Below are 14,743 nucleotides of genomic sequence, written 5' to 3'. Positions count from 1 at the left end.
GACAAGATAACCCGTAGCCCGGCGATGACCGATGTCGCCCGGCTGGCCGGCGTCTCGCACCAGACCGTCTCCCGGGTCCTCAACGATCATCCCAACGTCAAGGAGCAGACCCGCATCCGGGTCCGGGCCGCCATCGCCGAGCTCAACTACCGGCCCAACCGGGCCGCGCGGGCGCTGGTCACCGGCCGCTCCCAGCTGATCGGCGTGGTCGCCCGCAACAGCACGCTGTACGGGCCGGCCTCGATGCTGACCGAGTTCGAGCAGGCCGCCGCGGACGCCGGGTTCGCCGTCAGCGTCGGCAGCGTGCGCGAGCTCGATCGCTCCTCGATCGCCTCGGTGGTGGACCGGCACCTCGATCAGCGGGTGGCGGGCCTCGTGGTGATCGCCAACGTGGCGTCCGCGGCCGAGGCGCTCGCCGAGATCCCGGGCGACGTGCCGGTGGTCTTCATCGACGGCGACCCGGCCAGCGGCCGGCCGCTGGTGACGGTGGATCAGGTGGCCGGCGCGCGGGCCGCCACCCGGCACCTGCTGGACGCCGGCCACAAGACCGTCTGGCACGTCTCCGGGCCCACCGACTGGTTCGACTCGCAGGGACGCATCCAGGGCTGGCGGCAGACCCTCGAGGAGGCCGGTGCGGAGGTTCCGCCGCTGCTGTCCGCCGACTGGTCGGCCGCGGAAGGCTACCGGGCCGGGCAGATGCTGGCCCGGATGCCGGAGGTCACCGCGATCTTCACGGCGAACGATCACCTGGCGCTGGGGATCCTGCGCGCCCTGCATGAGCGGGATCGTCGGGTTCCGCACGACGTGAGTGTGGTCGGGTTCGACGACGTGCCCGAGGCGGCGTACTTCATTCCGCCGCTGACCACCGTGCGGCAGGCTTTCGGTGACGTCGCCCGGGCCGCGTTGACGCTGCTCCTGGGCCAGATGCGGGAGGAACCGGACAGCCCGGACCACATCGTGGTGCCGCCGCAGCTGGTGGTTCGGCAGAGTGTCGGGCGCCCCTCCTAGGGGGTGCTGTCGTGTGAACTTCCGTGGGGTTTAGTGTGCACCCGTGAGTGAACGGGTGTGCGCCTCGGTAACCCTGCTGGGTTGCGCGGCCGTTACCGCGTTGTTGCCGACGGCCGTTGACACGGCAATTGTTAGCGATAACACTGAACTTGCGACCGCCGGTGTGTGGCTGCCGCCACCCCTTCGGCCCCCCAGCGGAGGTACCCCCGTGACGTACGGCGACCATGCACCCGGAAACCGGCCGTTGATCGAGGTTCCGGCGTTCGGCGCACGTAAGATCATGGAGAATCGCCTGCTCTGCGCGGATATTTCCGACATGCCGTTGTCGCCGCCCGGTGCCGGGCGGAGGCCCAGCCGGCGTCGCGACTGCCGCACCACCACGGCGATGCGCAAGCCGCACGCGTTCCCGCGCCGCGCATCCGCTTGAGAACAGAGGAAACGAAATGACACCGCAGATCTGGTTCCTCACCGGTAGCCAGCATCTCTACGGCCCGGAGACCCTTCAGCAGGTCGCCGACCAGTCCGCCGAGATCCAGCGGACCCTGGCCGCAGGTCTGCCGTCCGCCGAGATCGTCGGCAAGCCGGTCCTGACCGACTCGGGCGCCATCAAGCGCCTGATGCAGGAGGCCAACGCCGACCCGGACTGCATCGGCATCATCGCCTGGATGCACACGTTCTCCCCGGCCAAGATGTGGATCGGCGGGCTGGACGCGCTGCGCAAGCCGCTGCTGCACCTGCACACCCAGCACAACGTGTCGCTGCCGTGGGAGTCCATCGACATGGACTTCATGAACCTCAACCAGGCCGCGCACGGCGACCGGGAGTTCGGGTTCATCCAGGCCCGGCTCGGCGTGCCGCGCAAGGTGGTCGCCGGGCACGTCTCCGACCCGGCGATCGTGTCCCGGATCGACGCCTGGGCGCGCGCCGCGACCGGCCTGCAGCATCTGCGCGGCCTGCGGCTCGCGCGGTTCGGCGACAACATGCGCGACGTGGCGGTCACCGAGGGCGACAAGGTCGAGGCCGAGCTGCGCTTCGGTGTCTCGGTGAATACGTACGGGGTGAACGACCTCGTCGCGGTCGTGGACCAGATCGCCGACGCCGAGATCGACAAGCTGGTCGCGGAGTACCAGGACGCCTACGAGATCGTGCCCGCCCTGCTCGGCGACCGGCTCGACTCGCTGCGATACGCCGCCCGGATCGAGGCCGGCATGCGGCAGTTCCTCACCGAGGGCGGATTCGGCGCGTTCACCACCAACTTCGAGGACCTCGGCGGGCTGCGCCAGCTGCCCGGCCTGGCCGTGCAGCGGCTGATGGCCGACGGCTACGGCTTCGGCGGCGAGGGCGACTGGAAGACCTCGGTGCTGGTCGCCACGGTGAAGGCGATGGGCGCGGGAACCGGACGCGGCACCTCATTCATGGAGGATTACACCTACCACTTCGGCCCGGGCGAGCCTAAGATCCTCGGCGCGCACATGCTCGAGGTCTGCCCGTCGATCGCGACGGCACGGCCGCGGGCCGAGATCCACCCGTTGGGCATCGGCGGCCGGGAGGACCCGGTCCGCCTGGTGTTCGACGCCGCTTCCGGCCCGGCCGTGGTCATGGGCATGGCCGACATGGGCGACCGGTTCCGGTTGGTGGCCAACGAGATCGAGGTGATCGCGCCGGACGAGCCGCTGCCGAACCTGCCGGTCGCCCGCGCGGTCTGGAAGCCGGCCCCCTCGCTGTCCACGTCCGCGGAGTGCTGGATCACCGCCGGTGGCCCCCACCACACGGTGCTCACCCAGGCTGTCGGCGCGGAAACTTTGCGCGATTTCGCCGAAATGGCGCAAACCGAGCTTCTAATGATCGATAACCGCACCACCCCGGCCGACTTCGCCGACCGGGTGCGCTGGAACCAGGCGTACTACCGCCTGGCCCGGCCTCTGTAGTACCGCTCTCGAAGAGGAGAAAGATCGTGAAATACCCCCGCCTCGCGGCGATTCTGACCGCCGCGTCCCTGGCCGCCACGATGGCTGCCTGCGGCTCGTCGGAGAAGACCACCGACAAGGAGGCCGCCAGCGGCGACAACGCCGGCGCCCTGGTCGGCATCACCATGCCGACCCGGTCCTCGGAGCGGTGGATCGCTGACGGCGACAACCTGAAGAAGCAGCTCGAGGGCCTGGGCTACAAGGTCGACCTGCAGTACGCCGAGGACAACATCCCGACGCAGACCCAGCAGCTGGACAACCAGATCACCAAGGGCGCCAAGCTGCTGATCATCGCCTCGATCGACGGCACCGCGATCACCACCCAGCTGGAGAACGCGAAGGCGAACAACATCCCGGTCATCGCCTACGACCGGCTCATCCGGGACAGCCCGAACGTGGACTACTACGCCACGTTCGACAACTTCAACGTCGGCGTGCAGCAGGCCACCTCGCTGCTGACCGGCCTGAAGGTGCTCAACGCGGACGGCAGCGAGGGCACCGCCAAGGGCCCGCTGAACGTCGAGCTGTTCGCCGGCTCGCCGGACGACAACAACGCCACGTTCTTCTTCAACGGCGCGATGAGCGTTCTGCAGCCGCAGATCGACAAGGGCACCATCGTGGTCAAGAGCGGCCAGACCAAGTTCGACACCGTGGCCACCCTGCGCTGGGACCCGGCCACCGCGCAGAAGCGCATGGAGAACCTGCTGACCTCGACCTACAAGAGCGGCACCAAGGTCGACGGCGTGCTGTCCCCGTACGACGGCATCTCGATCGGTATCCTCTCGGCGCTGAAGTCGGGTGGTTACGGCACCGGTTCGCAGCCGTACCCGATCGTCACCGGCCAGGACGCCGAGGTCGCGTCGGTCAAGTCGATCGTCGCGGGTGAGCAGTACTCCACCATCTACAAGGACACCCGCCAGCTGGCCAAGGTGACCGGCGAGATGGCCGACGCGGTGCTCAAGGGCCAGACCCCCACCACCAACAACAACAAGGACTACGACAACGGCGTGAAGGTCGTCCCGTCGCAGCTCCTCGAGTCGATCATCGTCGACAAGAGCAACTACCAGAAGGAGCTCGTCGACAGCGGCTACTACACGGCCGACCAGTTGAAGTGATCCAGGCTCCGCGCCCCGCCCGACCCCAGCGGGCGGGGCGCGGTCTCTGGCTCCAGTGCTTTACCGGCCCATAGGAGGGTCTATGACCGACACGATCCTGCGGATGAGCGGCATCACGAAGACGTTCCCAGGCGTCAAGGCGCTGCAGGACGTCAACCTGGAAGTTCGCAGGGGTGAGATCCACTCGATCTGCGGCGAGAACGGGGCCGGCAAGTCGACCCTGATGAAGGTGCTCTCGGGCGTTTACCCGCACGGCACCTACGAGGGCGACATCGAGTTCGAGGGGGAGCCCGGCAGGTTCGCGGGCATCCGAGACAGTGAGCACCGCGGCATCGTCATCATCCACCAGGAGCTGGCGCTGGCGCACAACCTTTCGATCGCCGAGAACATCTTTCTCGGCAACGAGCAGAGCAAGCGCGGCTGGATCGACTGGAACAAGACGAACCACGCGGCCGACGAGCTGCTGCGCCGGGTCGGCCTGGCGGAGAGCTCGGTCACCCCGGTCGTCGAGCTCGGTGTCGGCAAGCAGCAGCTCGTCGAGATCGCCAAGGCGCTCTCCAAGCAGGTCAAGCTGCTGATCCTGGACGAGCCCACCGCGGCGCTGAACGACGAGGACTCCGAGCACCTGCTGGGCCTGCTGCGCGGGCTGCGGGACGAGGGCATCACCTGCGTGATCATCTCGCACAAGCTCAACGAGGTCATGAGCATCTCGGACCGGGTCACCATCCTGCGCGACGGCAAGACGATCTGGACCGAGGACACCGCCGACCTGAGCGAGGACAAGATCATCTCGGGCATGGTGGGCCGCGACCTCGAGCACCGCTACCCGGAGCACGAGCCGACCATCGGCGAGGAGGCGCTGCGCATCGAGGACTGGACGGTGTACAGCCCGTCCCAGCCGGATCGCGCGCTGGTCCGCAAGGCCAACTTGACCCTGCGTCGCGGCGAGATCGTCGGCCTGGCCGGCCTGATGGGCGCCGGGCGCACCGAGCTCGCGATGAGCATCTTCGGCCGCTCGTACGGCGTGAACATCTCCGGGCGCCTGATCAAGGACGGCAAGGAGATCAAGGCGCGCACCGTGCGGGAGGCGATCGACCACGGCATCGCGTACGCCACCGAGGACCGCAAGCGGTACGGCCTGAACCTGATCGAGGACATCAAGCGCAACGTCTCGGCCGCCGCGCTCAGCAAGCTCGCCAAGGGCGGCTGGGTGAACGGCAACGAGGAGTTCAAGGTCGCCGACGAGTTCCGGGCGAGCATGAACATCAAGGCGCCGAGTGTCGAGGCGGTCACCGGCAAGCTGTCCGGCGGCAACCAGCAGAAGGTCGTGCTGTCCAAGTGGATCTTCACCGATCCGGACGTGCTGATCCTGGACGAGCCGACCCGCGGTATCGACGTCGGCGCGAAGTACGAGATCTACACGATCATCAACCGCCTGGCCGATGAGGGTAAGGCGATCCTGGTCATCAGCTCCGAGCTGCCCGAACTGCTCGGCATCTGTGACCGCATCTACACCCTGTCGGCGGGCCGGATCACCGGCGAGGTGCCGCGCGCCGAGGCCACGCAGGAAAGCCTGATGACCCTGATGACGAAGGAAGAACAGGAGGTCGCGCCGTGACGGTCGCACCCACCAACGCCGACCTTAGTGTCGGGGGCACCGGGCCGTCCGCGCCCAAGCCCGGCAAGGCCGGCTTCAAGCTGGGCTTCGACATGAAGTCGAGCGGCATCTACATCGCGTTCGCGCTGATCGTCCTGCTGTTCACGGTGCTGACCGGCGGCGACATGCTCCAGCCGCAGAACATCAGCAACATCATCGTCCAGAACTCGTACATCCTGGTTCTGGCGATCGGCATGATCCTGATCATCATCGCCGGGCACATCGACCTGTCGGTCGGCTCGGTGGTCGCCGCCTGTGGCGCGTTCGCCGCGGTCATGATGGTCAACTGGGACCTGGCCTGGCCGATCGCGCTGATCGCCACGCTGGCGTTCGGCGCGCTGATCGGGGCCTGGCAGGGCTACTGGGTGGCGTACTTCGGCATCCCCGCCTTCATCGTCACCCTGGCCGGCATGCTGCTGTTCCGCGCGATCACCCTGATGATCCTGGGCAACCAGGGCATCGGCCCGTTCCCGGAAGAGGTCCGCACCCTCGCGAACGGCTTCACCAACGGCTTCCTCGGCAACGTCGGCCTCGGCCCGCTCGGCGGCGCCGACCTGTTCAGCATCCTGGTCGGGCTGGCCGTGGTGGTCGGCATCGTGGTCGTGCAGTGGCGCGCCCGCGCCGGCCGGGTCCGCTACCAGCAGGCCGTCGACCCGATGTGGCTGTTCGTGCTGAAGGTCGCCGTCCCCGCCGTACTGGTCATGTTCGTGATCGTGCAGCTGGCCCGCTTCCGTAACCTGCCCTGGGTGCTGGTGCTGCTCGCGGTCCTGGTCGTCGGCTACACCCTGGTCACCAACCGGGCCGTCTTCGGCCGCCAGATCTACGCCGTCGGCGGCAACCTGCAGGCCGCGACGCTGTCCGGCGTCAAGGTCAAGTCCGTGGTGTTCTGGCTGTTCGTCAACATGGGCGTGCTCTCCGCCCTCGCCGGCATCATCTTCGCCGGCCGCCTCAACCAGGCCAACCCGACCGCCGGCAACAGCTTCGAGCTGGACGCCATCGCGGCCGCGTTCATCGGCGGCGCCGCCGTCCAGGGCGGTGTCGGCAAGGTCGTCGGCGCCATCACCGGCGGTCTGATCATGGGTGTCATCAACAACGGCATGAGCCTGATCGGCGCGCAGAGCGAAGAGGTCATGCTCGTCAAGGGCGCCGTCCTGCTCGCCGCGGTCGCCTTCGACGTCTGGTCCAAGCGCCGCACGTCGGCGGCTCGCTGAAAGACGTGTCGCCCTGGTCCAGGGCCTTGGCGGGGTGACACGAACGGGGCCGGTGCGCAAGCACCGGCCCCGTTCTTTCGTCTCGGTCAGGAAGGCGTGCACTGCTCCAGGTCGACGGTCCGGGTACGCACCGCGGCCCAGAACCGCTCGTCCGGCACCTCCGGCGTGAACAGCCACATCAGGTGCTCGTAGGTGCGGTCGCCCTCGATCTCGGTGCGTTCCTGGTACGGCACCTCGGAGGTGACGTGGAACCAGTGGTAGCCGAACTGGGCCATCACCGCGGCCAGCCGGTCCTCGCCGCGGCCGGCCAGCACCTCGCACAGGATCCACGGCCGGTGCTCGAGGATGGTCGCGGCGCCGCCGGCGAGCACGTCCGGCTCGGTGGTCTCGGTGTCGACCTTCATGACCGCCGGAACGACGCCGGTGCGTGCGGCGTACGAGTCGAGCGTCTCCACCGTGACCTGCAGCTGCTCGGACGACTCGCGGAAGCCCTCGGCGAGCGAGTTCGACGTGTCCGAGCTGTCGGACATGTAGAAGGTGGCCGTCCCGTTCTCCGCGCCCAGCGCCAGCGACTCGACCGTGTAGCCGAGGCTGTTGTCGGTGGCGACCTGCTGGGCCACCCCGGCCAGTTCCGGTGCCGGCTCGAACGCCCGCACCCTGCGGTTGGTCAGCGCGCTCGCCACGGCGGCGTAGATCCCCACGTTGGCCCCGATGTCGAGCACCTCGCCGGGGCCGGCGACGTCGAGCGCGGCCAGGAAGCAGGCCATGGCCGACGGCTCGTAGGCGGCGAGCCCGGACTCGGCCAGTTTGCGCGGGACCAGCATGCGGGCCGGCGCGGTCATGGTGATCCGCGCGGCGGCCTGCGCCCGGTCCGGTGAGGCCGACGGCAACGCGATGGGGACGACCCGCGGCTGCGGCGGGGCGGGCTTCGGCGGTGGCGGTTTCGGCTTGGGCTTCGGGATCGGCGGGGTCGGCTCGGGCTGGGGCTCCGGCTGGACCGGGACACCGGCGCGGCGCTCGCGCCACAGCCGGGCCAGCCCGGCCGGCACGCTGACCACGGCCTTGGCAGGATGCTTGCCGCCCTCCACCAGCACCCGCCCGGCCTTGTACGACGTCGAGGCCTGGATGGCGGCGAGCTGCTTGCGGGTCTTGGCGAGCTGACGCGCCCGTTTGACGGCCAGCTGGCGAAGCTCGGTGATCCGCGCTTCCCGGTCGTCGTCGGCGGCCGGCACCTCGGGCAGGTGGACGTCGACCCGCTCCACGACCAGCGCGTAGTGCACGCCGAGCCGGCTCGCCTCGTCGATCAGCAGGGCGGCCGCGACCTGGCAGCAGGAGTCGGCCAGCGGCCCGAGGAGTCCGCGGGGCAGGGGCTCGGCCGCCGGCCAGGCAGTCAGCAGCAGGGCGCGCGCGCCGGGCTTCATCTGCCGCAGCACCGCGGACAGCTCCGAGGTCTCGTCGCTCACCAGCGCTATCAGCAGGCTGCCCGGGCCGAGTTCGAGTTTCTCCGCCTCGGCCAGGCTGTGCCGCTGCTGCTGGAACCGCTCGGGCACGCCGAGGTGCCGGGACAGGCCGGCCGCCTCCGGGGTGACGTCGACGAGTTCGCGGAACTCACCGATGAACGGTAGGACTTCGGAGATGAGCATGGAGTTGCAAATCCTCTCAGCCGATTAGCCGTTCTTCGGCCAGCTGTGAGGGCACATCCTATGACGTATCTCGAATTAGTAAAGTCCGAGCCGCGCCTGTTTTTAACACTTTTTAAATTCGCCAGGATCCGTGAACCAGCCCGCACCCGCACCATGCCCGCAAACCCGGCTTCGATGCTCCCCAACCGGACAAAGTGGCCCGGCCTCACGCTCAGCGCCTGAGCGGGCGTGACCGGGCCTCGCGGGGCGAAAACGCAATTCGCAAACCGTCAGACTTATTGACGTAAACGGGGTCGCTGCGCGTACCCGGCAATTAGCGCGCCGTGACCAGGTGGAAAGCGGACGGCTTGATGCCCGGGAAGACCGAGTCGAGAGCACCCAGGCCGCAGCGCTTCTGCAGGATCTCCCCGATCACCGCGCGATAGTCGGTGGTGGCGGCGAGGTCGCCGGCGACCAGCGCGCCGGGCGACAACCCGGGCCAGTTCGTGTAGACCTTGCCGCCGCGGACGCCGCCGCCGAGCAGCAGCATGGCGTTGCCGTGGCCGTGGTCGGTGCCGTGCGAGCCGTTCTCGGCGACCCGCCGGCCGAACTCGCTGATCGTCAGCACGGTGACGTTCTTCATGGCGTCCGGGCCGAGGTCGGTGACGAAGGCGGCCATGGCCTGGGCGAACTCGGTGAGGTTGTCGTACATGCGCTGGCCGGCCACGGCGGCGCCGAGGCCCTCGTGCATGTCCCAGTCGCCGCTGTCCACGGCCGCGGTGACCAGCCCGGCCTTCGCCTTGATCAGCCGGGCCACGTCACGCAGCGCGGCGGCCAGCTCGGTGTCCGGGTACTCCGCCGCGGGCCGGTAGGCGGTGGCCGCGACCTTGCTGGTGGCGGCGAGCGCCCGGTCGGCGGCCTGTGCGGGGGCGGCGAGATGGGCGGGGGCGTCGGCATACATGGCCCGCAGCGCGGCGGCCATCGGGCGCTTGCCGTCGCCGGCCAGGGTGACGTCGTCGATGGCGCTCATCGACATGTCACCGGTCGGGCCGGCGAAGAGCCGGGCCGGCATGGCCTTGCCCACCGAGACGCCGGCGAGCGGGCCGGTGGCGCCGGTCAGGCCGAGCATGCGGTCCAGCCAGCCGCTGCGGATCGACGTGCCGGGCGCCGCGTTCTCCATCGCCTCCATGGCGGCGAAGTGCGACCGCGTCGGGTCCGGGTGCCCGACCGCGTGCACCGCGGCGAGCCGGCCGGCCTTCCAGTGCGGCAGCAGCGGCGCGAGGGCGGGGTGCAGACCGAAGGTGCCGTCGCCGGCGATCACCCGCGCCTTGGGCAGGGCGATCGACGGCCGCGCCTTGTAGTAGTCCGGGTCGCCGATCGGGGCGATCGCGGACAGCCCGTCGAACCCGCCGCGCAGCGAGACCACCACCAGGGTGTCCCCGGTGTAGCCGCCGGCGGCATAGGCGAGCCGGGTGCTCAGCGTGGCGGTGGCGAGTCCAGCGCAGGCGCCCGCGAGGATGCTACGACGGGTCGTCATATTTCACCTCAATGCGAAAGACGGCGAGTCCAGGACGAGTGCGATCAGGTACGGCGCGGCGCCGGCGAGCGACTTGTCCTTGGCGGTCAGAGGACTGGTCGGCACCTTGCCCGCGACACTGAGCACCGCCGCGGTGTGGTTCGCCGGCAGTTTGTTGCCGGTCAGCCGTACGGCCAGCGCGTCGACGAGCGCGCCGTAGGTGGCCGGCAGCACCGGGACCAGCGATTTCAGCAGGTCAGCCGGGCGGGTGAGCTGCTTCGGGTACCAGCCGGTGGCCAGGTTCAGGTGCAGGTTGCAGCGCATCAGGAACGCCGACGGGGAGGCCCAGACGGCGGCCACATCGGGAAAGCCGTTCGGCGGGCTCCAGCGGAACGGCGCGTTGCCGGCGTCGACCAGGTTGTTGTAGAGGGCGTCGAGCGACTTCACCCCGGCCGCGTCGGGCTGCAGGCCGAGGGTGCGGACCGTGGCGACCAGGTCCTCGAACGGCGTACGGGTCTTGCGGCCCACCGAGGCGGCGAACTCCGGCGAGGTGAACAGGGCGCGCAGCACCGGGACGATCGCGGTGTCGTTCTTCAGGTAGACGTCCGCGAGCCGCTCGACCAGCGACGCCGGCACCTCGTCGGCGACGAAGCGGACACACAGCTTGGTGGCGATCCGCGTCGCGGTGGCGCGGTGCCGGGCCAGGTGGTCGAGGAAGGCGAGCGCGGCGGCCTCACCGTCGGTGGCGGTGTTGGCGTGCTGGAAGCCGAGGATGTCGACCGCGCCGGTGGCGTGCCGGGAGGCGTCGTAGACGTAGCCGCCGGACTTGCCGACCGTCATGCCGGTGAGCAGCCGGGCCGCGGCCAGCACGTCCTTCTCGCTGTAGACCATGCCGACGGTGTGCAGCTCCATCAGCTCGCGGGCGTAGTTCTCGTTCGGGTGCGCCTTGGTCGACGAGCGCTGGTCCAGGTAGGTCAGCATGGCCGGGTGCCGGGCGCTGGCCTTGAGCATGTCGGCGAACTTGCCGAACGCGTGTTTGCGCAGCACCTGCGCGTCGTAGTCGCCGCGGGTGTCCCAGACGCCGCTGGAGGGCGCGGCGATGTGCAGGTGGTTGGCCCAGAACGCGACCGCCGACTCGAACAGCTGCCGGTTGCTCCACGCCGCCCGGGCGATCGCGGCCCGGCCCAGCTGCCCGAACGCCTCGTAGGAGTGCACCGGCAGTTTCGCCCGCACGGTGGCGGCCGGGGCGTTCGCCAGCGGCAGGCGGGCGAGGACCTTGTCGCAGAGCGCGTCGTCGATCTTCGCCGGCGCGAACTGCCGGTCCAGCCAGCCGGCCACGCCGAGCTTGCGGGCCTCGGCCAGCGACTGCGGGGTGGCGCCGAAGGTGGCGCGGCGCAGCAGGTGCGCGATCGGGTCGTCGCTGACCAGCTTGACGTCGGCGGCCGCCGACGCGGGCGAGGAGACCCCCAGACCGGTTGCGGTCAGAGCCACGGTGGCGATGGTCCCGGCGAGCACGGTACGGCGCGTCATGCCCAACGGTTCGGCCCGGCCGGCGCACCTCCGCGCCGCTGCAACCGTGACTAACGATCCCGCAATCCGACCGCACCCGTGACCGCGGCGGGCCCTCGCACGTACTCTCAAGACCGTGGATCAGGCTGAAACCGTACGCACCCCGGCGTCCTGGGTCGTCGTAGGACTCGACAACGGCGGCACCTGCAACAACGCCACCGTCCTGGACGCGACCGGGCAGTTCCTCGTCAGCAATCTGGTGGAGAACCCGAGCCGCGTGCTCGACGGCCCGGAGTCGGCCGTCGACTCCCTCGCCGCCGCGTTCACCGGGATCCTGGAGCTGACCAGCACCCCGCTGTCCCTGGTCCGCGCGGTCGGCCTGGACACCCCCGGCCCGGCCAGCGCACACGGCGTGATCTCGTCCAAGGGCGCCACCAACTTCAACCAGGTGTCCTGGCACGGTTTCGACATCCGCGGCGCCCTGGAGGCCCGGCTCGGGCTGCCGGTCATCTACAACAACGACGCCAACGCCGCCGCGCTCTACGCGCACCACCGGCACTTCGGCACGTCCGCGCTGGAGAAGTCCTCGGTGTCCGCCATCGTCGGCACCGGCCTCGGCGGCGGCGTCGTCGAGAAGGGCAAGGTCATCCGCGGCGCGGCCGGGATGGCCGGCGAGCTCGGGCACGTGCAGATCCCGCTGCTCGGCGTCCTCGAGGAGGACCAGTTCGTCCCGGAGTGCAACTGCGGCTTCGCCGGCGACGTGGAGAGCATCGCCTCGCTCACCGGCATCAAGAAGAACCTGCTGCCGTACTGGCTGGGACGCTTCCCGGACCACCCGCTGGCGAGCGAGCCGGTCGACCGGGCGGCGAAGATGCTGCGCGGGCTGGGGGAGAAGGACGACCCGCTGGCCGTGGCGGTCTTCACCCAGCAGGCCAAGGCGATCGGCAAACTGTTCACCATCGCGGCGAACTTCACCGACCCGGACGCCTACTTCCTCGGCGGGGGAGTGGTGGAGGCCGCGCCGCACTTCCGCCAGTGGTTCCTGAACACCGTGCGGGAGAACACCCAGCTGCGCGACGAGCAGGCCCGGGCCGCGACCTTCGCCCTGGTGCCGGACCTGGACATGGCCGGCGCCCGGGGCGCCGCGGTGGCCGCCCTGGACGCGGTGGCGGCCGGGACCCGCTAGTCCTCCTTCAGGGCGGTCGCGACGTCCGGGAACATCGGCAGGTAATCGCTGAGCCCGAGGGTGTCGAAGAGACGTCTCAGGAAACCGGAGGGCGCGGCCAGGCGGACCCAGCCGCCGCGTTCGGTGGCGCGGCCGTGCGCGGTGACCAGCACCCCGACGCCCATCGAGTCACAGAAGTCGAGGCCGGAGACGTCCACCACGACGCGCGGGGTGGGCCGCTCGACGAGGCGGCCGAGATTGGCCTTGAGGGCGGGCGCGGTGTCGATGTCGAGCGAGCCGCGCAGGACGAGAACGGCCGTGTTCGGTGGATGATGGGCGACCGATACCTGCATAGGCGTGTTTCTTTCCGGGGGAGCGGGGCGGGCTTGCGAACCACCCTATGCGAGCCCGCCGAGCTCCGCAGGAATCGCGAGGTCAGGTCGCGTTTCGCCACTTGCGGCCGTGGCGGCCGATCAGCCGGTCCGCGTCGGTCGGGCCCCAGGACGCCGCCTCGTACGTCGGTATCGGCGAGTTGTCCTTCTCCCAGTGCTCGATGATCGGGTCGACGATCCGCCAGCACTGCTGCACCTCGTCGCTGCGGATGAACAGCGACGCGTCACCGATGAGCGCGTCCAGCAGCAGCCGCTCGTACGCCTCCGGGGACTCCTCGGCGAACGTCGACTCGTATGAGAAGTCCATGCTGGCCGTGCGCACCCGGAACGAGTGACCCGGCACCTTGGCGCCGAAGCGCAGCGAGATGCCCTCGTTGGGCTGGATCCGCAGGATCAGCGCGTCCGCCTCCAGCCCGGTGAGCTGGTCGTTCGGGATCGGCAGGTGCGGCGGCCGCTGGAACTGCAGGGCCACCTCGGTGAGCCGGGCCGGCAGGCGCTTACCGGTGCGCACGTAGAACGGCACACCCGCCCAGCGCCAGTTGTCCACGTTCAGGCGCATCGCCGCGTACGTCTCCGTGCGCGACAGCGGGTCGACGCCGACCTCCTCGCGGTAGCCGGCCATCAGCTCCTCGCGGGTGCCACCCCGGGTGTACTGCCCGCGGACCGCCGCCTCGGCGATGTCGCGGTCGGTGGGGAGCCGGATCGCCTGCAGCAGCTTCACCTTCTCGTTGCGCAGGCCCTCGGCGCCGAACGACGCGGGCGGCTCCATCAGGGCCAGGGCGAGGACCTGGAGCACGTGGTTCTGCACGATGTCGCGCATCGCGCCGGCGTGCTCGTAGAAACCGCCGCGGGTGCCGACGCCGAGCGTCTCGGCCACGGTGATCTGCACGTGGTCGACCCAGGAACGGTCCCAGATGGGCTGGAAGATCGAGTTGGCGAAGCGCAGCGCCAGCACGTTCTGGACGGTGTCCTTGCCCAGGTAATGGTCGATCCGGAAGACCTGCGGCTCGTCGAACGCGCTGTGCACGACGGCGTCCAGCTCGCGGGCGGTGGCCAGATCCCGCCCGTACGGCTTCTCGATGACCAGACGGGCGAAGGAGCCCTCGCGCGGCTGGTTGAGCCCGGCGCCGGCCAGCCCGTTGATCACCGGCTCGAACGCGTTGGCCGGGGTGGACAGGTAGAACAGCCGGTTGCCCGAGGTGCCACGCTGCGCGTCCAGCTCGTCGAGGGTCTCGGCGAGACGCTTGTACGTCTCCGGGTCGTCGTAGCCGCCGGCCACGTACCGCACGCCACCGGCCAGCTGGCGCTTCTCGGCGAGGCTGCGGCCGCCGAGCGCGCTCTCCGCGAACTGCTCGTCGCTCATCCCGGTGCGCGCGACACCGACCAGGGCGAACTGGTCCGGCAGCCGGTTGTGCCGGGCCAGGCTCTCCACCGCCGGCAGCAGCTTGCGGCGGGTCAGGTCGCCGGAGGCGCCGAAGATCACCAGCGTGGCTGGTGGGGCGCTGCGCTCCTGGATGAGCTGAGGTGCGTGGTCCATCTTCTGCGTGTCCTCCGGTTCGATGCCGTCCGTCTGAACCTTAC

Annotated in this window: 12 protein-coding genes; 7 read left to right on the top strand and 5 right to left on the bottom strand. The window is 69.8% G+C overall.

Annotated features, from left to right (window positions below; genetic code table 11):
• The first annotated feature begins 24 nt into the window (after positions 1–24).
• The 6 genes from OHA21_RS22030 (at position 25) to mmsB (ending at position 6,958) form a co-directional block, all read left to right on the top strand.
• On the top strand, positions 25–1,008 hold the full coding sequence (locus OHA21_RS22030) for a LacI family DNA-binding transcriptional regulator (protein WP_328478482.1): 984 nt from the start codon (positions 25–27) through the stop codon (positions 1,006–1,008).
• Between the two features lie 208 nt (positions 1,009–1,216).
• On the top strand, positions 1,217–1,435 hold the full coding sequence (locus OHA21_RS22025; RefSeq protein WP_328476494.1) for a hypothetical protein: 219 nt from the start codon (positions 1,217–1,219) through the stop codon (positions 1,433–1,435).
• A gap of 16 nt (positions 1,436–1,451) precedes the next feature.
• On the top strand, positions 1,452–2,936 hold the full coding sequence (gene araA / locus OHA21_RS22020; protein ID WP_328476492.1) for an L-arabinose isomerase: 1,485 nt from the start codon (positions 1,452–1,454) through the stop codon (positions 2,934–2,936).
• 26 nt (positions 2,937–2,962) lie between these two features.
• Positions 2,963–4,090 (top strand): multiple monosaccharide ABC transporter substrate-binding protein, encoded by a 1,128-nt coding sequence (chvE, locus tag OHA21_RS22015; RefSeq protein ID WP_442875117.1) that lies wholly within the window; start codon positions 2,963–2,965, stop codon positions 4,088–4,090.
• Between the two features lie 82 nt (positions 4,091–4,172).
• A complete protein-coding gene (gene mmsA / locus OHA21_RS22010; protein ID WP_328476490.1) occupies positions 4,173–5,708 on the top strand; it encodes a multiple monosaccharide ABC transporter ATP-binding protein in 1,536 nt (511 codons plus the stop codon).
• Entirely contained in the window at positions 5,705–6,958 is a 1,254-nt protein-coding gene (gene mmsB / locus OHA21_RS22005; protein ID WP_328476488.1) for a multiple monosaccharide ABC transporter permease, read from the top strand. Before mmsA ends, mmsB begins: the two co-directional genes overlap by 4 nt.
• A gap of 86 nt (positions 6,959–7,044) precedes the next feature.
• On the opposite strand, the gene OHA21_RS22000 is transcribed toward mmsB, so the two are convergent.
• From OHA21_RS22000 to OHA21_RS21990, 3 genes are all read right to left on the bottom strand, one after another.
• Positions 7,045–8,601 carry an FkbM family methyltransferase gene (locus OHA21_RS22000; protein WP_328476486.1) on the bottom strand — a complete coding sequence of 519 codons (1,557 nt, stop codon included), beginning with the start codon at positions 8,599–8,601 and terminating at the stop codon, positions 7,045–7,047.
• Positions 8,602–8,914: 313 nt separating this feature from the next.
• A complete protein-coding gene (locus OHA21_RS21995; protein ID WP_328476484.1) occupies positions 8,915–10,117 on the bottom strand; it encodes a DUF1501 domain-containing protein in 1,203 nt (400 codons plus the stop codon).
• A 3-nt stretch (positions 10,118–10,120) separates the two neighbouring features.
• Positions 10,121–11,626: a DUF1800 domain-containing protein gene (locus OHA21_RS21990; protein WP_328476482.1), complete on the bottom strand. Its 1,506-nt coding sequence runs from the start codon at positions 11,624–11,626 to the stop codon at positions 10,121–10,123.
• Positions 11,627–11,741: 115 nt separating this feature from the next.
• Between OHA21_RS21990 and OHA21_RS21985 the strand changes: the two genes are divergently transcribed.
• Positions 11,742–12,791, top strand: a complete 1,050-nt coding sequence (locus OHA21_RS21985; RefSeq protein ID WP_328476480.1) for an ROK family protein — start codon at positions 11,742–11,744, stop codon at positions 12,789–12,791.
• Here OHA21_RS21985 and OHA21_RS21980 read toward each other — a convergent pair.
• A complete protein-coding gene (locus OHA21_RS21980) occupies positions 12,788–13,123 on the bottom strand; it encodes an STAS domain-containing protein (protein ID WP_328476478.1) in 336 nt (111 codons plus the stop codon). The two genes, OHA21_RS21985 and OHA21_RS21980, sit on opposite strands and share 4 nt — an antisense overlap.
• 82 nt (positions 13,124–13,205) lie before the next feature.
• A complete protein-coding gene (zwf, locus tag OHA21_RS21975) occupies positions 13,206–14,699 on the bottom strand; it encodes a glucose-6-phosphate dehydrogenase (RefSeq protein WP_328476476.1) in 1,494 nt (497 codons plus the stop codon).
• Positions 14,700–14,743: the final 44 nt, after the last annotated feature.

It is taken from the genome of Actinoplanes sp. NBC_00393, from assembly GCF_036053395.1.
GTDB lineage: Bacteria > Actinomycetota > Actinomycetes > Mycobacteriales > Micromonosporaceae > Actinoplanes.
The sequence above is the reverse complement of the archived record's forward strand: the minus strand, read 5'-3'. Positions and strand labels throughout refer to the sequence as shown.